This window comes from Salmonella sp. 741265055_HSA, assembly GCF_046569525.1.
GTDB classification, from domain to species: Bacteria; Pseudomonadota; Gammaproteobacteria; order Enterobacterales; family Enterobacteriaceae; genus Salmonella; species Salmonella enterica.
Genome location: NZ_JBKFSQ010000029.1, coordinates 27,108 through 46,129 on the forward strand (window position 1 = coordinate 27,108; position 19,022 = coordinate 46,129).

The following is a 19,022-nucleotide window of genomic DNA, read 5'->3' on the forward strand; positions in this document are numbered from 1 at the left end:
CATTCATCTCGTCTTTTGTTAACGAGATAGTGAAGAGTATCAATGCAGCCAGTGGACACCCTCTTCCGGCTGAAAAAAGGCGTTATAGCGCAGTTGAAACGCGTTGATCTCCTGCATATCGGGTTCCATTTCGCGCAAAAAGCCCAGCGCCAGCCGTACCTGTGTGTCGGTGATCGGCGCGGCTAAACGCGCTTTTTGTAGCAACCGATGCCACCGCTGCAAATTCTGATCGCCGCCATCGACAATCACCATTTGCCAGATCAGTAACACCTGAGCGGCATTTTGCAAATGCGACTCATCAGGGCGATGCAGATACTGTAAAAACTCACCGCCCGCCGTTTTACCCATCTGATCAATCATCGATTCTATCGGCACTACATCAATATTCAGACGTTCGCTCAGACGGCGAATCGCCCGGCGGGTATCCGATGTCAGCACCCGAAAACCCACAATAAACACCACCACAAACGTGGCCAGAATCAACCAAATCATGCGCACATCCGTCACCAAACAGGATGCCCATCATAACGGTAAATTTATAGCTGTCGACGTTCTGGCCTGTCAGGATGTGATTTATTAACGCCTGTCTTCATTTACGCCAGACGCCGGATGTCCTGTCTGACGAACGCAAGGCATAAAAAAGCCCGGCGTTAAGCCGGGCAAAACGTTACCAAATGCACACATTTAAGCGATATTGACTTGCTGAATTTTTTTCTCACGGCGGATCTTGCGCTCTTCCATCACGGCGACCATCGCCATCAGGCAGATACAGCCGATCGCGGCGGCGTCCAGCGCGGCGAAGGTGCCCGCCCAGCCGGTCAGACCAAAAACGGGGGTACCGTCGGCAATCATGCCCAGACCCAGCTTGGCAAAGCTATCGCCGATAAGATAAGCGAAGGTGCCCTTGATACCGTCCGCAGCGCCGATGGCTTTTTTCGGTACGAAACCGACTGCCGCCACGCCAATTAATAGCTGCGGCCCAAACACCAGGAAACCGAGCGCGAACAGCGAGGCCAGATAGACGTACTGGTTGCTGGCGTGCTGGTAGACGCCGAGGGTGGCGATGATTAACGCCAGCGCCACACAGGCTACCAGCGCACGACGACCGTTCGCCAGGTCAGAGAGCCAGCCCCACAGCAACGTGCCGACCAGCGCGCCCACTTCAAACAAGGTAAAGCCCTGAATCGCCACCTCTTTAGAAAGTTTCAGTTCCTGGAAGGCGTAAACGGTTGACCACTGGTCGATACCAATACGTACCACATACAGGAAGATATTGGAGAAACACAGCAGCCAGATCACTTTGTTTTTCAACACATATTCAACAAAGATCTGCCACTTGGTCATTTCGTTTTCTTCAGTCTCTTTATCCTCTTCGCTGATCTCTTCGCCGAACAGTTCTTCAGCTTTGCCCAGACCGTAAGACTCCGGGGAGTCGCTGCCAAAACGCAGACCGATAAAGCCAACAATCAGCGCGATAATCGACGGGAAGATAAACATGCCGATGACGTGACCGTCGAACAGGTAGTTGGCGCCGAACAGCGCCACGCCTGCCGCGCCCGCGCCGCCGAGGTTGTGGGAGATATTCCAGAAGCCGAGAAAGGTGCCGCGTTTACGACGCGGAGTCCATTTGGTGATGGTCGAGTAGCTGCACGATCCGCCGGTACTTTGGAAGAAACCGCTCAGGGCATAGAAAGCGATCATCAGAAACAGACTGGTTGACCCCGCGCCCATGCTGGCGCTGAAGCCGAGCATACAGATAGCGGAGAGGATCAACATAAACGGTAGAAACTGCTTGGTATTTTTACCGTCAGCGTAGTAGGAAACCAGCGTTTTCCCCACGCCGTAGGTGATCGAGAAGCCCAGGCCAATCATCCCCAGCTCGGTCATGCTCAACCCGTAGGTAGAGATCATGTCGTTCTGCGCGATGTTAAAGTTTTTGCGGATCAGGTACATGGTCAGGTAGCCGATAAAAACCACCAGATAGGACTGCATGAACGGCTTGAACCACATTTTACGCCGCACATCGAGCGGCAGATCCAGGGTCGGCTTGCGCACCTGGTTTAAGAAGGCCAGCATGGATTACTCCTGAGCTAATTTTTATACCTGCGAATGGCAGGCATTGTAAAAATCCACAGGAAAAGTGGCCTGCGACAGCGTCCAGGCAAAACCGGGAAAATTTCTTAGTTTTGCCCCATTCAGCGCAAAAAGGTGAGGTGCATCACGCTTCGCTGGTCTCGCGCGGGGCCTGAGCGTTCAGAAATGGCAGCAGCAATAGCGCAGAGATCCCCGCCGCGATGGCGATGACCGCAAAAAAACCGGTCCAGTGCCAGATCTCCAGCACTTTCGCTAACGGCCAGCCGGAAAGCGACGCGCCGAGATAGGCGAACAGGCCGACAAAGCCGGTGGCCGCGCCCGCCGCCTCTTTATGCGAGCACTCCGCCGCCGCCATGCCAATGAGCATCTGCGGGCCGAAGACAAAGAAACCGGTGGTGAAGAAACAGGCCGCCTGCATGACGTAGCTGGCGAACGGCATCAGCCACAGCGAACCCACAGAGAGCAAAATCCCGGCAGCGAAGATTAAATTCATCGGTCCGCGGTTACCGTTGAAGAGTTTGTCCGAGCCCCAGCCCGCCACCAGCGCGCCGATAAATCCACCCAGCTCAAACATCGATACTGCCGTGTTGGCCGTGACCAAATCCACGCCCAGCGTCTCGGACATATACAGGTTGCCCCAGTCGTTGATCGCCGCGCGCACCACGTACACTAAGACATAACACAACGAAAGCAGCCAGATATAGGGATTCAACAGCACATATTTAGCGAGGATTTCTTTGCGACTTAGCCCTGCGCCCTCTTGCTGTTGGGCGACCTCCAGCGCATCGTGCCGCCAGTCGCCTACCGGCGGTAAACCAATCGCCTGCGGACGGTCGCGCAGCCGCCAGCAGAGGACCATGCCCACCCCGATGGCAAGCAATCCGGCCACCATCATCCCGACGCGCCAGCCATAATGCAGGGCGACAGCGGCCATAACGAGAGGGATCAGCGCCCCGCCGACATTGTGCGCGGTGTTCCATAACGCCCACCAGCCGCCGCGCTCGGTACGCGAGTACCAGGCGGTCAGCAAACGGGCGCAAACCGGCGATCCAAACCCCTGGAAAAAGGCGTTCAACGCCCATAGCAGAGCAAAGGCCCACAGCGAGGTCGAGAAGCCGAACAGAATATTCACTACGCCGGTCGCAATCAGCCCGATGCCCATAAAATAGCGAGCGTTAGAGCGATCGCTAACGATGCCGGAGACAAATTTCGACACCCCGTAGGTGATGTAAAACAGCGTCGCCAGCAGGCCGATATCGCTGCGGGTCAGAATGCCGCTGGCAAGGATTTCCGGCGCGGCGGCGTTAAAGCTTTTACGGGTGAAATAGAACAGCGCATAACCCAACCAAATGGTGATCAGGATGTGCCGCCGCCAGTAGCGATAGCGGGCGTCAACCTCGTGCTTATCGGTGATGAGCGGCGCGTTGGCCGGGGCTTTTAAAAACGAAAGCATTATCCTTCCTTAAACGTAACGCTGGGGCAACGAGACGCTCACCCGCGTACCGTGGGTACAAGAGATGGTTAGCGTCCCGCCGAGCGCCGACACGCGTTCGCGCATTCCGGTCAGGCCGAAGCCCTGCTGGTGAGAGCCCGGCGGCAGGCCGCTGCCGTCATCCTCAATCACCAGCATCAGCCGCTCATCCTGCTGCCAGCCCTGGAGCGTCACCGCGCTGGCATTGGCATGTTTTACGATGTTATTCAGCCCTTCCTGACAGACGCGAAACAGCGTCACGCGCTGACTTTCACTCAGCGCCGTTTCGTCAATTCGCCAGTCGAGGTGACTGACAATACCGCGGCTTTCCAGCTCCATTTCGCGCAGCAACGAACGGATGGCCTGCGCCAGCGTTAAGTCGTCTAGCTGACGCGGGCGCAAGCGCCCCAGCAGGCGACGCACGGCGTCATACACACCCAGCGAAAGCTGCTCGATAAGTTGCCCGCTCTGCTTCACGCCGACGTTATCCGCCGCCAGTCGTTGCACAATGCCCGCCTGGGTACGAATCGCGGTGATGGTCTGTCCGATGTCATCGTGCAGCTCACGCGCAACATCGCGCCGCACGCTCTCTTCGGTCTCCAGAAGACGCTCCGCCAGCCGATGGTTGCGCGCCAGCTCCTTTTGCAACGACTGGTTCAGCTCGCGCAGACGCTGAATGCCCGCGCCAAGCAGTAGCCCGGTCAGGCTTTGCGCCAACAGCGAAAGTAATAAATCGACGGGATGATCGTGCCAGGTCTGACTGGCAATCAGCGCGATAGCGTTCATCAGTGTGGCAATGAGCGCGCCCTGCCAGCCATAATGCCAGGCGAGCGCGATAATCGGCAACGCCAGGCAGAACGGCGTAAAGCGCGAAAGTTCAGCAGGTAACCCCAGTTGCAGCCACAGACTGACGATAAACAGCAGCAGATACCAGATCAGATGCCGCCCGCGCCAGTTTACCGGCTGCGATACCAGCGATGGTCCCAGCGGCAGCCAGGTAGTGCTGGTGAGATAGTGCCAGAAAACCAGGCAGATGGGGGCCAGCGTCAGACCACCCGTGAGGGTCAGCAGTAGCGCGTTCCATGCCGCTTCCCCCTGCCCCAGCCAGGGCAGGGATTGCAGTAGCGCCGCGGCGGTGAGGGCCGCGCCCTGAAGCAATAACGTGCGCCAGTCGCGCTGATGGCGGTAACGCGAAGTCAGCGCCACGGGCAGTAGCGTCAACACACCACCGATCATCAAAAGCGGCAGATGGGCCAGCGCAACTTCCTGCGCCAACCAGTACACCAGCAGCCACTCCGCGCCCAGCAATACTGGCCAGTATCCACGCGGGCATTGCAGCATAAGTCCCAGGCGCAGGCCGAAGGGAAAGAGTAGCGCCGCCAGCTCCGGGCGCTCTACCAGATGCAGGCTGATACTCCACAGGCAGAACCACGCGGCAGAGAAAATAAAAAAGCAGGCAACAACGGTGATTAAACGGGAAAAAAAGGTGTTCATTACCAACCGTCAAACATGCGATGCGCCAGTTCAACGTCATTGCTGACGCCTAATTTTTCCAGCAGATTCGCGCGATGGACATGCACCGTTTTTGGCGACAGCCCCAGCTCGGCGGCAATCTCTTTTACCGCCATACCCTGGGCGAGTTTTTCCGCCACCTGACGCTCGCGTTTGGTCAGCGGATCTTGCCGACCCGCCGCCAGTTTCACGGCAATATCGGGGGTCAAATAGCAGCCGCCTGTCGCCACCGTATGCACCGCGGCGATCAGTTCATCCGGACTACAGCGTTTAGAGAGAAAACCGCGCGCGCCGGCGTTCAACGCCTGTTCCACCAGCGCCGGGCTATCGTGAACCGAGAGCATGATCGTCGCCATCCCTTTTGGCAGTTGGCTTAGCAGCTCCAGTCCGGAAATATCCGGCATCGAAATATCGCAGATACACACCTGTACGCCGCGCCCCGGTAAGCCTGCCAACGCTTCGCGCCCGGAACCAAACTCGGCGACCACCTGCAAATCAGGTTCCAGCCCCAGTAGCTGTGCAAAGCCGGAGCGGACGATAAGGTGGTCGTCGATAAGGGCAACGGTGATCATGGGTTCTGTCCTGGCGCTAAGACATGCCTGATGGCGCTGCGCTTATCAGGCCTACAGGCAGGTGCCGTTGTAGGCCGGATAAGGCATTAATGCCGCCATCCGGCAAAAGCACTTACCTTAACGATAAGCGCGCGGCTGTTCAAGCCTTGAGCGGTCAGACAATGCCTGTCGTGACGGTGAACGTCCGGGTTTGCTGCGGCTCCAGTTGAAGCAAGGTTCCATTTCGCTGCGCCGCGAGAAAACCTTCAGGCCGACAGGTCGCGGGCAGGGCAAAGGCGGCAACCTGCTGATCGCCGTTATAAAGAATCCAGCGGGTCACGTAATTTAGCTCCGCGCTGGCGAAACGTGTCACGAACGTGGTGCCATCCGGGGCGATCATACTGAATTCCGGGGTATCCGTGTACTTGTCCAGTTCATCGGCGAAGAAGACGATTTCCGGGTCGTAAAAGCCAGGCGCGTTGAGCGTTGCCAGCGAGGCTTCACCCTGCAAAAGTCGTTGATTAAACGCCAGCCACTGCGCCGTGGGTTTGACATGCGCCGGCACCGACTCGCGTAGCTTCAGCGCGGTATCCGGGATATTCTGGCGGAACGTGGCGTTCGGCACATAGGCATAGTTCATGTGGCACATGTACTGTAGCGGCATGGCGACTGAAGCCAGGTTAGTCACTGTCATCTGAATATCAAACAGCGCGCTTGCTTTACGCATTACCACCGCAGGTTGCGCCTGATAATGATGACCGAACCCCATCACATACTCGTAGCGCCCGGTCACGCGCAGACTGTCGCCCTCTAACTCCAGCCAGGCGTCGTCCATAGCAGCGCAGGGCATCTCGCCGTGCAGCGGATGTGTATCTTCCGGCGACGGGCAGCCATTCGCCAATAGTCCGGAATGGAAAGCAAAGCAACCATACGTTGCCACCACTTCCGCAGCCGGCTTCGGCTGGCGGAACATGTTGCGCATAGTCAGGTCATGACCGTCAAACTGCGCGTCCCAAATCATCTGCCCCATCCAGGGCAGAATCACCAGATGACCGCGGCTGTTTTGTATTTTCAGTCCTTCCACGCCGCTGGCGTAACGAAACGCCGTAACCGTAAAATCATCATTTTCCAGCAAGATACGCGGCTGCTCGTTAAAAAGCTCCCGCCATAATGTAATACGTGTTGTCATGGTTGATCTCCTCAGGACGCGGCGACTTCAGCCAGGTTGCCGCGCACTTTGCTTTCGCGCCAGAAGTAAACGCCAACGTAAACAAAGCACAGCATGGAAACCAGGAATGAGAGCTGTAGCGAGTGGAACATGTCCGCCACATAACCCTGAATCGCAGGAACCACCGCCGCGCCGACAATCGCCATCACGATCACCGCCCCCGCCATTTCGGTATGTTCGTTATCGACGGTATCGAGCGTTCCGGCATAAATGGTCGCCCAGCAGGGGCCAAACAGAACACTGACCAGCACCGCCACGTATACCGCGCTAAAGCTGGGCGCCAGCGCCACATAGGCCAGGAACAGCGCGCCGATCACAGAGTAAAGGATCAGGACTTTTTCCGGGTTGAAGCGTGTCATCAGAATGTTGGCGATAAACTTGCCGATAAAAAAGCAGGCGAAGCTGTAGACCATAAAGGTTGAGGCATCGCGCTCATTGATATCGCCTAACTCCAGCGCTAGACGGATAGTGAACGACCAGACCGCCACCTGCATTCCCACATACAGGAACTGCGCCACAATACCGCGACGGAAACGGGCGTTGCTGGCGAGATAGCGTAACGTATCCAGCGCCGAGGGGCGTTTATGACTCGCGGTTTGCGCGACTTTACAGGTCGGGAAACGCGTCAGCAGGAACAGTACCATCACCACTACCAGAACCATAATCATGTACTTATAGGGTTCCAGAGTGTTTTCCAGCATCAGCACCTTGAAGTTGTGGACTTGCTCGGCATTCATGCCCGCCATCTGTTTTTCCAGGCTTTCCCCTTCGGAAAAGACCAGATATTTACCCAATAAAATGCCTGCCGCCGCGCCGATCGGATAAAAGGTCTGGCTGATATTCAGCCGCAGCGTGGCGTAGGCTTTCGGCCCGATCATCGAACTGTAGGTATTCGCCGCCGTTTCCAGGAAACTCAGGCCAATCGCAATGGCGAAAATCGCCGCGAGGAACATGGTGTAGGTCGCCATGTGCGACGCCGGGAAAAAGAGCGTACAGCCGACAATGTATAGCGTCAGGCCGATAAGTATCGCCACTTTATAACTGGTTTTTTTAATGACCAACGAGGCCGGAATAGCAATTAAAAAATAACCGCCATAAAAGGCGCTTTGTACTAATGCCGAAGCAAAGTTGCTCAGCGAAAATACACTTTTAAATTGCGTAATCAGAATATCATTTAACGCGGCTGCGCATCCCCATAATGGGAATAAACAGGATAACAAAATAAACTGGAACAGAGGTGTCTTATTCAGATACCCGTCGGGCATCTGAACGATGTTTTTATCGTTCATAGTGCTACCTTTAACAGTGCAGGGTGATTGTTATTCGTTCAACGAAAGATACTCATTAAATTGCTCAATACTTGGATAAGAGGATTGGGTGCCTTTCCCGGTGACGCTGAAAGCGGCAAAGAGGACGGCTTTTTTCATGGCGGCTTCCACATCCCCGCTCTGGACGTAGTAATGCGCGAAACAGCCGATAAAGGCATCGCCCGCGCCGCTGGTATCAACAGCGCTCACTCTAAACGCCGGAACATGGACTTCCTGGTCACGCGTCATCCACAGCGCGCCTTTCTCACCCATGGTGACAATAATATTGTTCAGCCCTTTATCCACCAGCGAACGTGCCGCTGCGCGAATATGGTCATAGGTATCCACTGGCATACCGGTTAATATTTCCAGCTCGGTTTCATTGGGTACAAAGAAATCGCATTTACAGGCATAAGACATATCTAATTCCCGTAATGCTGGCGCAGGGTTTAATAACACTTCAATCCCGTGTTTCTTGCCAAATTCTATTGCGTGATAAACCGTTTCCAGCTGAACTTCCAGTTGCAGAACAATAAGCTGGCATTTTTTTAAATCTTCCGCCGCGCGATCGATATCTTCCGGCGAGAGAAACTTGTTAGCGCCTTTGATGATCAGAATGCTGTTGCTGGAGTTGGCGTTGACGAAAATCGGCGCTACGCCGCTGCTGGTACACGGTACTTTTTCTACATACGTCGTATTGATCCCCCAGGATTCGAGATTACGAATGGTGTTGTCGGCAAAAATATCGTCGCCCACTTTGGTCAACATCAATACTTTTGAATTGAGCTTAGCGGCCGCCACGGCCTGGTTCGCCCCTTTTCCGCCGCAGCCGATTTTAAACGCCGGCGCTTCCAGAGTCTCCCCTTCTTTGGGCATCTGGTTGGTGTAGGTGATAAGGTCCACCATGTTAGAGCCAATAACCGCGATATCCATTTTACTCCCTCTCAGAAATCGTCACACGACAATGATATTAAAATAACATTATCATGTTACTTCCGTATCATTTGTGACTATGATCGCGATTAGAGGATCATTTTGCCATTTACTTCGTGAACAATCCCTGGCGGAACAAATCATTTTTAGGGTTACAATTTACTGAAAATTAACTATTTATTGTTATAAAACGCGAATAAACCCACTTTTATTTCCTGACGGCCAGACGTATAGTAGTGCCACACTGTAATGTTCTCAGAAACACATAAATGTTACTGATGGAACATAACAACATGATTTGCGGAGAGAGTGAATGGAGACCAAGCAAAAAGAACGTATCCGACGCTTGATGGAGTTACTGAAAAAGACCGATCGAATCCATCTGAAAGACGCCGCGCGGATGCTGGAAGTTTCGGTGATGACCATTCGCCGCGATCTCAGCCAGGATGATGACCCTTTACCGCTGACGCTGCTCGGCGGCTATATCGTCATGGTAAATAAGCCTACGTCTTCAACCAATATGCCGCTGCCGGCGAAAAAGACGCATCATCGGGACGACCTTCCCGTTGCGATCCTGGCCGCCGGGCTGGTGCGTGAAAACGATCTGGTTTTTTTTGATAACGGTCCGGAAATGCCATTAGTTATCAGCATGATACCGGATGATATTACCTTTACCGGGATTTGCTACTCGCATCGGGTATTTATCGCGCTGAATGAAAAGCCTAATGCCACGGCGATTCTGTGCGGCGGCACCTATCGGGCCAAGAGCGATGCCTTTTATGATGCCAATAATCCTTCGGCGCTGGATTCGCTCAATCCGCGCAAAGTGTTTATTTCCGCCAGCGGCGTACATGAACATTTTGGCGTGAGCTGGTTTAACCCGGATGATCTTGCCGCCAAACGTAAAGCGATGGAGCGCGGTCTGCGCAAAATTTTGCTGGCGCGTCACGCCCTGTTTGATGAGGTCGCGCCTGCCAGCATTGGTCCGCTTTCTGCCTTTGATGTCCTGATTAGCGATCGCCCATTACCGACAGATTATGCCGTTCACTGTCGGAATGGTTCCGTCAAAGTCATCACGCCTGATTCGGAAAGTGAATAACTTACTCAAAAAAGACGGCAATTTTATTGAACATGGTGGGATCGGACTGGTTTCGTACCACCTTCGCCACGTCTTCCAGTTTATCGATCTGACTGATCATCTGTTCAAGCCGCTGATCGTCATTGACCAGAAGCCAGATGCGGCTCTGATCGCTACCCTGAATCGGTAAACAGAGAATACCCTCAACGTTGAAAGCGCGTCGGGCGAACAGCCCGCAGACGTGGGTCATCACGCCAGGATGGTTGCGAACGGTCAGCTCCAGAATAACGTTATCATGTGATTGTTTCTGCATGGCTTATTCCCCCACCATCTCTGTATTTGCCGCGCCCGGCGGCACCATCGGATACACTTTTTCTTCTGCATCAATGCGCACATGGATCAACGCCGGTCCAGGACGACGAATGATAGCCTGCAACGCCGCCTGCGGATCGGCTTCGTTATTCAAATCACAGGTATCCAGACCAAACCCGGCGGCAATCTGCATAAAGTTGATGCTTCCCGGATAGGTTGCCGCAAAAACGCCCTGTTTATAGAACAGACTCTGTTGCTGATGTACCAGTCCCAGCGCGTCGTTATTCATCAGGATAATTTTCACATCCAACTGGTTTTCACTGGCGGTAGCCATCTCCTGAATATTCATCATCAAACTACCGTCGCCGGAAAAACACAGCACCTTGTTGCCCGGATTCGCCAGCGCCGCGCCAATCGCCGCGGGCAGACCAAACCCCATGGTGCCCAGCCCGCCGGAAGTCAGCCACTGACGCGGACGGTTGAGCGGATAAGCCTGCGCGGTCCACATCTGATGCTGACCTACGTCAGTGGTAATAATCGCGTTGTCGTCCACACAGGCGGCGACCGCATTAATCAGCCCATAGTGACTAAGCGGGTTATTTTCCTGGGGAATACTGCAAGGGAATTCTTGCTGCAAGTCCGCCACCAACTGATGCCATGCTTCCCGCGACTGTGCCTCGATATGGGGAATTAACTGTGCCAGTACATCATCGACATCCGCCTGAATAGCCACATGCGGCTGCTTGATTTTGCCTAACTCGGCGCGATCGATATCCACATGGATGATTCTGGCGTTCGGACAAAACTGTTCCGTTTTGCCAATCGCCCGGTCATCAAAACGCGCGCCCAGGACAATCAGTAAATCGGCCTCTTGCAGAATAAAATTGGTACTGCGCGCGCCGTGCATCCCCAGCATTCCTAACGACAGCGGATGCGCCTTAGGCAGCATTCCCAGCGCCATTAAGGTCATTGTCGTCGGCAGTTGCGCTTTTTCCGCCAGTTCGCGCACGCGTGTCGGCGCATTGATCACGCCGCCGCCCAGATACAGCACCGGACGCTTCGCCGCGTTAATCATTGCGGCGGCCTCGCGGATACTCTCCGCGCTAAACTCCGGCGGGGGTGATTTTTCCGCCGGCGACGGCAACGCATCCAGCTCAATTGTCGCCGTCTGCACATCTTTAGGAACGTCTATCCACACCGGGCCGGGACGCCCCGACTGCGCCAGACGAAAAGCATCGCTCATCACCTGAGGCAGCTCGTTGATATTTCTGACCAGATAGTTGTGCTTGGTGATGGGGATAGAGATACCGTAGGTATCCACTTCCTGAAACGCGTCAGTACCGATCATGGACGCCGGAACCTGCCCGGTAATGCAGATTAACGGAATGGAATCCAGGCGCGCATCGGCAATGGCCGTGACCAGATTGGTCGCGCCCGGTCCGCTACAGGCCATACAAACAGCAGGTTTACCCTCCGTCCGCGCCATCCCCTGCGCAATAAACCCCGCGCCTTGTTCGTGGCGCGCCAGAATATGACGGATTTGCGTGCTTTGGCTTAACGCGTCGTAAACGGGGAGGATCGAACCACCGGGAATGCCGGTGACGATACGAATCCCCTGGCGCTCCAGAAAATGAACAATGAATTCCGCGCCCGTAAAGCGCTGAGGTGTAGATGTTGTGCCCGAACTTGCCATGCTCCATTCCTTTTATTCTGAGCCGACGTTCCGGGAAGGTGTCTTAAACAAAAAACCCCGCCCGGTTTGCGCCGGCGGGGTTTTGGAATCGTGTGTGTTCCGGACCCTACGGCGCATTGCCGACGACCACCACCACACGCACGACGACCACTGCGCGAGATGGCGCAGTTGTTAGTAGGGTCGCGTTCAGCATGGAAGGGTTCATTAGGGGCCTTGTCTGTTTGTTATTAACACGTTTTATACAAGCACAGCGCTTTCAGCATGACAACGGAAAAATTTTCATCTGCACAAAAATGCGTCAGCGATCACATTTTTCTACGAATTTACACGCTTTGAGTATAGGTGTGATAAGCGTAGCGCCCTCCGGTAATCGCCGGGATTGATGATCACGCATTTCACAATGCCGGAAAACAAAAAACCTCGCCGAAGCGAGGTTCTTACAGCGTAATGCGGGTGGTAGCCGCGAAGCACACTGTGTTATGTCAACAGCAGAAGTATACGCGTTCTGTGCAGAACGCGCAATTTCGGCGCGAATTTTGATGAATTTGAGTATGGATCAGAAGCTCCGTTCTGTCTATAAATTACTGTTCATTTATACAGTACTTAACTATAATGTCTTTGACACAATGTGTTATGCGGGGGCCGCATCGTAAACCGGCGCAACGAAGTCCTGGCTGAAACGGGTGGTGCCGTCAGCGCCTTAACCCCCTCGTGAGCACACTGTGTTATGTCAACACGCACACTATTCCTCGTAAAAGGGATCGCGTGCGCAACAGCTGGCAACAGGCAGCGGAAAGGTACGTCGGCTGGCAGTGCTCCTTAACCACAGGAGACGCGTATGAGCGTAGTGGATATCACCATTCTTATCCTGAAACTCATTGTTGCAGCACTGCAACTGCTTGATGCTGTTCTGAAATACCTTAAGTAATTCAGATTCAAGCCGCACCGAAGGGGAGCGGGCAACCGCTCCCCTTTCACCTTATCCGCTGGTCTTTCGCTTCCCGGGTATGTTACGTTTTTATGACACCCTCAACGACGCCTGACGCTATGACCCTTTCCGTTTTCTGCATTTTGCTGTTCGCCGCGCTGCTACATGCCAGCTGGAACGCCATTGTCAAAGCGGGAAACGATAAGCTCTACGCCGCGATCGGCGTCAGCGGTTCCGCGGCGGTCATGGCATTGATCCTTTTGCCCTTCTCGCCGCAGCCAGCTCACGCCAGTATCCCTTTTTTAGCGGCCTCTACCGCGCTCCAGGTGGTGTATACCGTCCTGGTGGCGAAAACCTATCAGGTCTCGGACATGAGCCAGACCTATCCTCTTATGCGCGGCACCGCGCCGCTGCTGGTGGCGCTCATTAGCGTTCTGTTTCTTGGCGACAGCCTGTCGTCGATGGCCTGGGTCGGCATTGCAGTGATCTGCATGGCGATACTTGGGATGGCCTGTAATGGCCGCGCCAGCTCTCAACGTGGTGTCGTGCTGGCATTAACTAACGCCTGTTTTATTGCCGGATATACGCTGGTGGACGGGACCGGCGTAAGACTCTCAGAAACGGCGCTGGGCTATACGCTATGGTCATTTTTTCTCAACGGCGCCTGCCTGTTAACCTGGGCGATGATTGCGCGGCGGCGGGAAGCGTCGCGTTATCTGGCGCAACAGTGGAAAAAAGGCATTTTTGGCGGGATTGGCACTATGGGATCTTATGGGCTGGCGCTATGGGCCATGACCCAGGCGCCGCTGGCGGTGGTCGCCGCGCTGCGTGAGACGTCGATTTTATTCGGCGCGCTGATAGCCTGGCTGTTGCTTAAAGAGAAAGTGGCCGGGCTACGTCTGGTGGCGGCTGGCGGGATTGCCCTCGGGGCGATTTTACTCCGTCTGTCATGATTGCCCAATAACAGCCGCAAACGTAACACATTCTCGGCAACATTTGTTGCCGCTTTTGTTTACATATCCTGCCGTTCCTTCGTCTGCCATTGCTGGTCGCTGTCTGGCCTTCTTTTTCTGGTGTGATAGATTCCTCTCGCATTTATGGGAATGCGCAGCAAGTTATTCTTATTTTTTCTTTTTTTGAAAAGTAATCAGCGAAATGAAAAGGCAGAGAAACGTCAATTTGTTGTTGATGTTGGTGTTACTGGTGGCCGTAGGGCAGATGGCGCAAACCATTTATATTCCCGCCATCGCCGATATGGCACAAGCGCTAAACGTCCGGGAAGGCGCCGTCCAGAGCGTAATGGCTGCTTACCTCCTGACCTACGGCGTCTCGCAACTGTTTTACGGCCCGCTTTCCGACCGGGTTGGACGCCGCCCGGTAATCCTCGTCGGCATGTCTATTTTTATGGTAGCGACTCTGTTCGCCATGACCACGCATAGTTTGACGGTGTTGATTGCCGCCAGCGCCATGCAAGGGATGGGAACCGGCGTTGGCGGAGTAATGGCGAGAACGCTCCCGCGCGATCTGTATGAAGGAACGCAACTTCGTCACGCCAATAGCCTGTTAAATATGGGGATTCTGGTCAGCCCGCTGTTAGCGCCGCTGATTGGCGGTCTGCTGGACACCCTGTGGAACTGGCGCGCTTGTTACGCTTTCCTGCTGGTGCTTTGCGCTGGCGTCACCTTCAGCATGGCGCGCTGGATGCCGGAAACCCGCCCCGCCGGCGCGCCGCGCACACGGCTGATCGCCAGCTATAAAACGCTGTTTGGCAACGGCGCATTTAACTGTTATCTGCTGATGCTAATCGGCGGGCTGGCTGGCATTGCGGTCTTTGAAGCCTGTTCTGGCGTGCTGATGGGGGCAGTATTAGGTCTCAGCAGTATGGTGGTAAGCATTCTGTTTATTCTGCCGATTCCGGCGGCGTTCTTCGGCGCCTGGTTTGCCGGACGCCCGAATAAACGCTTCTCAACCCTGATGTGGCAGTCAGTTATTTGCTGTCTGCTGGCAGGTCTTATGATGTGGATTCCCGGCTGGTTTGGCGTGATGAACGTCTGGACGCTACTCATCCCCGCAGCGCTGTTTTTCTTCGGCGCCGGGATGTTATTTCCACTGGCCACCAGCGGCGCGATGGAGCCGTTTCCGTTCCTCGCAGGCACCGCTGGCGCGCTGGTCGGCGGGCTGCAAAATATTGGTTCCGGCGTACTGGCGTGGCTTTCGGCAATGCTGCCGCAAACCGGTCAGGGCAGTCTGGGACTGTTGATGACCCTTATGGGATTGCTGATCCTGGCGTGCTGGCTGCCGCTGGCGTCACGGATATCGCATCAGGGGCAGACGGTTTAACGTTCCCCTCGCCCGGCTTTTTGCCGGGCGTTTCACATTCCGGCGCGATCATCGCATTGAGCAGGGGCTCCTGCGCCGGACGCCACGCTCCTTCTTCGCCGTCATAAAACTGAGTGTCCGCGTTTATCGCATACGGAATATGCGCTTTTTTCAGCTCGCAGGCCATAAAACGGGCAAACGCGAACTGTGAAGCGACCGGCGTCATTTTTATCGACTCTCCCGGCGCCCATCCGCCCACCCAGCTTGCATGGCCGGTCTTATGCTGCCAGCGAACCGCAGCGTTAATCCGTGCCCGAATTGCCGCTTTTTCCGCCGCCGTGCCTGACGTCCACGGATATTTACCGCCGCTTTTCAGGGGTCCCCACGGGAAGATGTGCCACTCCGCCAGTACATAGTTCTGGCTTTGCGCCGGCAGTTTAAGCGCCGACAAATCCTCCGGCGCGGCGCGCATGCGGGGGGCAACGAAAATCATCCGCTGTGGATCAATGGCGTGAATCAGGCGGATGGTTTTGTCATATACGCGATTCAGCGACGCCATATTATGATTGAGTTTGTCGGCAGGCTCATAAATGAGATCGAACCCCAGAAGCGGGGATGTCTGACCAAAATAGCGCGCGACCACGCTCCACCAGTTGATCAGCTCCTTTTCATGGCTGGCGCTGGGATCGGTTTTATACGCATCCGCCTGATAGGCAATAATGGGTATGACGCCATAGTATTCGCAGGCTTCTACCAGCTTACGCAAATGGATGAGGCGCGCTTCCGTCGGCGCGCCTGCCACACGGATACGGACATGCGTTAACCCTTTTGCCTTAAAATCCCGCACGACCAGCGGATCAAACTCGCGGATACCCCGTTCCGTTCGCGCCCAGTCAACATCCATCCCAACGCCAAGCTGCTGCGCATAGCGCGCCGCCGTCAAAGGCATCGGTTTCGCATAGACGACCGCGCTGGTCAGCATGAGAGAGGCAATAAGCGGTTTAAACACGACGCCCCCTAAAATTTTTACCACGGTGATAGCACGTATTTAGCATATTCACTCCCGGCAGGTGTAGCGACAAAGCGTAATAAATCTTCACACCTGTTCCTGCAACCAGCGAATAAATGCCTCGATTTTCGGCCACTGCCTGCCAGGCAGAGTGGTGACATAATAATGCTGATGACATTTCAGCCTCATGTCACCAAAAGGCGCAATCAGTTCTCCGCTGTCGAGACGCTTTTGCACCAGCCGTTTACGCCCCATCGCCACGCCAATGTGGTTCATCGCGGCAATCACCGCTAAATCAGAACGATCGAAGCCAATGCCGGATGAATCCGGCAAATTTACTGCAAAATGCTGCGCCCAACTGTGCCACTCATCGGTGCCCGAATCGTTACTCCACGCCTGTCTGTCGTGTAAGAGCGTACAGTGCCGCAGGTTATTCAGGTTGTCCTGCAAGGCGAAACGATGGGCGTAATCCGGGCTGCAAACGGGCAAAATCGCCTCATCCATTAAAAAATGGTGCGTGAGCTGCGCCGACGGCGCATCGTCAAAATAGATAGCCAGGTCAATGCCGGCACGCTGTAGGTTAACGTTATCGTTGCCGGTCAGCATAGTGAGAGAAATTGACGGATAGCGACGGGTAAAGTCCCCCAGCGCGGGTACCAGCCAGCACTGGGCGATAGAGGGACGGGAATACACGGTCAACGTGCCGGACAGTTCCTGATTTTTGATATCGAGGATTTCCTGATTCAACGTATCCAGCGACGATTTCAGCGCCCAGAATACCCGTTTGCCTTCATGGGTAAGCTCCACTTTACGGTGAGAGCGGACAAATAGCTGGATTCCCAACTCGGCTTCCAGTTGATTGATACGATGACTTACCGCACTGGGGCTTAACGACAGCTCATCTGCCGCCAGAGCAAAGGACTGGTGTCTGGCCGCGACTTCAAAAGTATAGAGTTTGGATAACTGCCAGCCGTTGAGTAAGCGGTTTCGGGTATCGCGAAGGGGTTCCATGGCAACCTCAGTCATCTTTTAATTTCCCGAAGTGTAAAAAAACACGCTGAAAAAATCCGCACATAGATGAAGCAAAATGAACCATATCGCAAAATAAAAGCAATATTAGATGGAAATCACATAGTTGAGTCAATTTACATCATGTGAATGGCAAATTATATCGTTTGTCAGGGGGTGCTGTTTTTCTGTCCAATAAGAACAGATTAATCACAGGGTAGGTGAGATATGCACGCTCAAATCTGGGTAGTGAGCACGCTGCTGATCAGCATCGTGTTAATCGTATTGACCATCGTGAAGTTTAAATTCCACCCCTTCCTCGCGTTACTGCTCGCCAGTTTCTTTGTCGGCGCGATGATGGGCATGGGGCCGCTGGAGATGGTCACGGCGATAGAAAACGGAATAGGCGGTACGCTCGGTTTTCTGGCCGCCGTTATCGGTCTTGGCACCATCCTCGGCAAAATGATGGAGGTTTCCGGCGCGGCGGAACGCATCGGGCTTACGCTCCAGCGCTGCCGCTGGCTCTCTGCTGACGTGATCATGGTACTGGTGGGGCTGATTTGCGGTATCACGTTGTTCGTGGAAGTGGGCGTCGTGTTGCTCATCCCACTGGCGTTTTCTATCGCTAAAAAAACCCACACCTCGCTGCTGAAGCTGGCCATTCCGCTGTGTACCGCGCTGATGGCCGTCCATTGCGTGGTACCGCCGCATCCGGCTGCGCTGTTTGTCGCAAATAAACTGGGGGCGGATATTGGCTCGGTGATTGTCTACGGTCTGCTGGTCGGGCTGATGGCCTCATTGGTCGGCGGCCCGCTGTTCTTAAAGTTTCTGGGTAATCGTCTGCCGTTCAAGCCCGTACCGACAGAGTTTGCGGATCTTGAAGTGCGCGCCGAAAACACCCTGCCGTCGCTGGGCGCAACGCTGTTTACCGTTCTGCTGCCGATTGGCCTGATGCTGGTGAAAACCGTCGCTGAACTGAATATGGCGAAAGACGGCACGTTGTACACGCTGCTGGAGTTTATCGGTAATCCGATCACCGCAATGTTTATCGCTGTCTTTGTGGCGTATTACATACTCGGTCTGCGCCAGCATATGAGTATGAGCGCGCTACTTACCCACACCGAAAACGGCTTTGGCGCCATTGCGAACATCCTGCTGATTATCGGCGCGGGCGGCGCGTTCAACGCCATTCTCAAAAGTAGCGGGCTGGCGGACACGCTGGCGGTGATCCTCTCAAATATGCATATGCACCCGATTCTGCTGGCATGGCTGGTAGCGCTGATTCTGCACGCGGCGGTCGGCTCTGCGACGGTGGCGATGATGGGCGCCACCGCGATTGTTGCGCCCATGCTGCCGCTCTATCCTGACGTCAGCCCGGAGATCATTGCGATTGCCATTGGTTCCGGCGCCATTGGCTGCACGATCGTGACCGATTCCCTGTTCTGGCTGGTCAAGCAGTATTGCGGCGCTACGCTGAATGAAACGTTTAAATACTATACGACGGCCACGTTTATCGCATCTGTCGTTGCACTGGCTGGCACATTCCTGCTTTCCTTTATCATCTGATCGTAAAGAGACG

Annotated in this window: 18 protein-coding genes and 2 pseudogenes; 7 read left to right on the forward strand and 13 right to left on the reverse strand. The window is 54.7% G+C overall.

Annotation, left to right across the window (positions count from 1 at the left end):
• Positions 1 to 39: 39 nt before the first annotated feature.
• The 5 genes from ACLD4K_RS15995 to uhpA form a co-directional block, all read right to left on the reverse strand.
• Complete coding sequence (locus ACLD4K_RS15995) at positions 40 to 492, reverse strand: DUF1198 domain-containing protein (RefSeq protein WP_001519640.1); 453 nt, start codon at positions 490 to 492, stop codon at positions 40 to 42.
• Positions 493 to 684: 192 nt separating this feature from the next.
• Positions 685 to 2,076, reverse strand: coding sequence for a hexose-6-phosphate:phosphate antiporter (gene uhpT / locus ACLD4K_RS16000; protein WP_000879181.1), 1,392 nt, complete (start codon positions 2,074 to 2,076; stop codon positions 685 to 687).
• A gap of 142 nt (positions 2,077 to 2,218) precedes the next feature.
• Positions 2,219 to 3,547, reverse strand: a complete 1,329-nt coding sequence (locus ACLD4K_RS16005) for an MFS transporter (RefSeq protein WP_000948174.1) — start codon at positions 3,545 to 3,547, stop codon at positions 2,219 to 2,221.
• Between the two features lie 9 nt (positions 3,548 to 3,556).
• The gene (gene uhpB, locus ACLD4K_RS16010; RefSeq protein ID WP_411012139.1) at positions 3,557 to 5,059 is read right to left on the reverse strand and encodes a signal transduction histidine-protein kinase/phosphatase UhpB; all 1,503 of its coding nucleotides are present in this window, start codon (positions 5,057 to 5,059) and stop codon (positions 3,557 to 3,559) included.
• Positions 5,059 to 5,649: a transcriptional regulator UhpA gene (gene uhpA, locus ACLD4K_RS16015; protein WP_000633672.1), complete on the reverse strand. Its 591-nt coding sequence runs from the start codon at positions 5,647 to 5,649 to the stop codon at positions 5,059 to 5,061. The genes uhpB and uhpA overlap by 1 nt, the downstream gene beginning before the upstream one ends.
• 23 nt (positions 5,650 to 5,672) lie before the next feature.
• Between uhpA and ACLD4K_RS16020 the strand changes: the two are divergent.
• Positions 5,673 to 5,858 (forward strand): annotated as a pseudogene (locus ACLD4K_RS16020) (hypothetical protein); the annotation flags it as partial.
• Here the strand turns inward: ACLD4K_RS16020 and ACLD4K_RS16025 are convergent.
• Genes ACLD4K_RS16025 through rbsK form a run of 3 tightly spaced genes read right to left on the reverse strand, consistent with a single transcriptional unit; the run spans position 5,804 to position 9,096 of the window.
• Positions 5,804 to 6,817, reverse strand: coding sequence for an aldose 1-epimerase family protein (locus tag ACLD4K_RS16025; protein ID WP_151115173.1), 1,014 nt, complete (start codon positions 6,815 to 6,817; stop codon positions 5,804 to 5,806). The pseudogene ACLD4K_RS16020 and the gene ACLD4K_RS16025 overlap by 55 nt on opposite strands.
• Before the next feature lie 11 nt (positions 6,818 to 6,828).
• A complete protein-coding gene (gene fucP, locus ACLD4K_RS16030) occupies positions 6,829 to 8,145 on the reverse strand; it encodes an L-fucose:H+ symporter permease (protein WP_000998359.1) in 1,317 nt (438 codons plus the stop codon).
• Between the two features lie 30 nt (positions 8,146 to 8,175).
• Entirely contained in the window at positions 8,176 to 9,096 is a 921-nt protein-coding gene (gene rbsK, locus ACLD4K_RS16035; RefSeq protein WP_023227699.1) for a ribokinase, read from the reverse strand.
• A gap of 313 nt (positions 9,097 to 9,409) precedes the next feature.
• On the opposite strand from rbsK, the gene ACLD4K_RS16040 reads away from it, so the two are divergent.
• Positions 9,410 to 10,195 carry a DeoR family transcriptional regulator gene (locus tag ACLD4K_RS16040; RefSeq protein WP_000448642.1) on the forward strand — a complete coding sequence of 262 codons (786 nt, stop codon included), beginning with the start codon at positions 9,410 to 9,412 and terminating at the stop codon, positions 10,193 to 10,195.
• A gap of 1 nt (position 10,196) precedes the next feature.
• Here ACLD4K_RS16040 and ilvN read toward each other — a convergent pair whose 3' ends face one another.
• The 3 genes from ilvN to ivbL all read right to left on the reverse strand — a co-directional run bounded on the left by ilvN (position 10,197) and on the right by ivbL (position 12,384).
• Positions 10,197 to 10,487, reverse strand: a complete 291-nt coding sequence (gene ilvN, locus ACLD4K_RS16045; protein WP_001171826.1) for an acetolactate synthase small subunit — start codon at positions 10,485 to 10,487, stop codon at positions 10,197 to 10,199.
• Positions 10,488 to 10,490: 3 nt separating this feature from the next.
• Positions 10,491 to 12,179 (reverse strand): acetolactate synthase large subunit, encoded by a 1,689-nt coding sequence (gene ilvB / locus ACLD4K_RS16050; protein WP_411012140.1) that lies wholly within the window; start codon positions 12,177 to 12,179, stop codon positions 10,491 to 10,493.
• Positions 12,180 to 12,285: 106 nt separating this feature from the next.
• On the reverse strand, positions 12,286 to 12,384 hold the full coding sequence (ivbL, locus tag ACLD4K_RS16055) for an ilvB operon leader peptide IvbL (protein ID WP_001541152.1): 99 nt from the start codon (positions 12,382 to 12,384) through the stop codon (positions 12,286 to 12,288).
• 522 nt (positions 12,385 to 12,906) lie between these two features.
• Here ivbL and ACLD4K_RS16060 point away from each other — a divergent pair.
• The 4 genes and pseudogenes from ACLD4K_RS16060 to emrD all read left to right on the forward strand — a co-directional run bounded on the left by ACLD4K_RS16060 (position 12,907) and on the right by emrD (position 15,447).
• Positions 12,907 to 13,021: pseudogene (locus tag ACLD4K_RS16060) on the forward strand (hypothetical protein).
• Positions 13,018 to 13,107, forward strand: a complete 90-nt coding sequence (gene tisB / locus ACLD4K_RS16065; protein ID WP_000117642.1) for a type I toxin-antitoxin system toxin TisB — start codon at positions 13,018 to 13,020, stop codon at positions 13,105 to 13,107. Before ACLD4K_RS16060 ends, tisB begins: the two are co-directional and overlap by 4 nt.
• Before the next feature lie 92 nt (positions 13,108 to 13,199).
• Positions 13,200 to 14,060 carry a DMT family transporter gene (locus ACLD4K_RS16070; RefSeq protein WP_001531658.1) on the forward strand — a complete coding sequence of 287 codons (861 nt, stop codon included), beginning with the start codon at positions 13,200 to 13,202 and terminating at the stop codon, positions 14,058 to 14,060.
• A 202-nt stretch (positions 14,061 to 14,262) separates the two neighbouring features.
• A complete protein-coding gene (gene emrD, locus ACLD4K_RS16075; protein WP_000828737.1) occupies positions 14,263 to 15,447 on the forward strand; it encodes a multidrug efflux MFS transporter EmrD in 1,185 nt (394 codons plus the stop codon).
• On the opposite strand, the gene ACLD4K_RS16080 is transcribed toward emrD, so the two are convergent.
• Positions 15,374 to 16,459 carry a cellulase family glycosylhydrolase gene (locus ACLD4K_RS16080; RefSeq protein WP_000238924.1) on the reverse strand — a complete coding sequence of 362 codons (1,086 nt, stop codon included), beginning with the start codon at positions 16,457 to 16,459 and terminating at the stop codon, positions 15,374 to 15,376. The genes emrD and ACLD4K_RS16080 overlap by 74 nt on opposite strands.
• Positions 16,460 to 16,522: 63 nt before the next feature.
• The gene (dsdC, locus tag ACLD4K_RS16085; RefSeq protein WP_001522218.1) at positions 16,523 to 17,446 is read right to left on the reverse strand and encodes a DNA-binding transcriptional regulator DsdC; all 924 of its coding nucleotides are present in this window, start codon (positions 17,444 to 17,446) and stop codon (positions 16,523 to 16,525) included.
• A gap of 225 nt (positions 17,447 to 17,671) precedes the next feature.
• On the opposite strand from dsdC, the gene dsdX reads away from it, so the two are divergent.
• Positions 17,672 to 19,009: a D-serine transporter DsdX gene (dsdX, locus tag ACLD4K_RS16090; protein WP_001541154.1), complete on the forward strand. Its 1,338-nt coding sequence runs from the start codon at positions 17,672 to 17,674 to the stop codon at positions 19,007 to 19,009.
• Positions 19,010 to 19,022: the final 13 nt, after the last annotated feature.

What these genes read in the sequence shown, in the direction of transcription:
- ACLD4K_RS15995 (WP_001519640.1), bottom strand. Translation starts at nt 492, where the DNA reads ATGATTTGGTTGATTCTGGCCACGTTTGTGGTGGTGTTTATTGTGGGT.
- uhpT (WP_000879181.1), bottom strand. Translation starts at nt 2,076, where the DNA reads ATGCTGGCCTTCTTAAACCAGGTGCGCAAGCCGACCCTGGATCTGCCG.
- ACLD4K_RS16005 (WP_000948174.1), bottom strand. Translation starts at nt 3,547, where the DNA reads ATGCTTTCGTTTTTAAAAGCCCCGGCCAACGCGCCGCTCATCACCGAT.
- uhpB (WP_411012139.1), bottom strand. Translation starts at nt 5,059, where the DNA reads ATGAACACCTTTTTTTCCCGTTTAATCACCGTTGTTGCCTGCTTTTTT.
- uhpA (WP_000633672.1), bottom strand. Translation starts at nt 5,649, where the DNA reads ATGATCACCGTTGCCCTTATCGACGACCACCTTATCGTCCGCTCCGGC.
- ACLD4K_RS16025 (WP_151115173.1), bottom strand. Translation starts at nt 6,817, where the DNA reads ATGACAACACGTATTACATTATGGCGGGAGCTTTTTAACGAGCAGCCG.
- fucP (WP_000998359.1), bottom strand. Translation starts at nt 8,145, where the DNA reads ATGAACGATAAAAACATCGTTCAGATGCCCGACGGGTATCTGAATAAG.
- rbsK (WP_023227699.1), bottom strand. Translation starts at nt 9,096, where the DNA reads ATGGATATCGCGGTTATTGGCTCTAACATGGTGGACCTTATCACCTAC.
- ACLD4K_RS16040 (WP_000448642.1), top strand. Translation starts at nt 9,410, where the DNA reads ATGGAGACCAAGCAAAAAGAACGTATCCGACGCTTGATGGAGTTACTG.
- ilvN (WP_001171826.1), bottom strand. Translation starts at nt 10,487, where the DNA reads ATGCAGAAACAATCACATGATAACGTTATTCTGGAGCTGACCGTTCGC.
- ilvB (WP_411012140.1), bottom strand. Translation starts at nt 12,179, where the DNA reads ATGGCAAGTTCGGGCACAACATCTACACCTCAGCGCTTTACGGGCGCG.
- ivbL (WP_001541152.1), bottom strand. Translation starts at nt 12,384, where the DNA reads ATGAACCCTTCCATGCTGAACGCGACCCTACTAACAACTGCGCCATCT.
- tisB (WP_000117642.1), top strand. Translation starts at nt 13,018, where the DNA reads ATGAGCGTAGTGGATATCACCATTCTTATCCTGAAACTCATTGTTGCA.
- ACLD4K_RS16070 (WP_001531658.1), top strand. Translation starts at nt 13,200, where the DNA reads ATGACACCCTCAACGACGCCTGACGCTATGACCCTTTCCGTTTTCTGC.
- emrD (WP_000828737.1), top strand. Translation starts at nt 14,263, where the DNA reads ATGAAAAGGCAGAGAAACGTCAATTTGTTGTTGATGTTGGTGTTACTG.
- dsdC (WP_001522218.1), bottom strand. Translation starts at nt 17,446, where the DNA reads ATGGAACCCCTTCGCGATACCCGAAACCGCTTACTCAACGGCTGGCAG.
- dsdX (WP_001541154.1), top strand. Translation starts at nt 17,672, where the DNA reads ATGCACGCTCAAATCTGGGTAGTGAGCACGCTGCTGATCAGCATCGTG.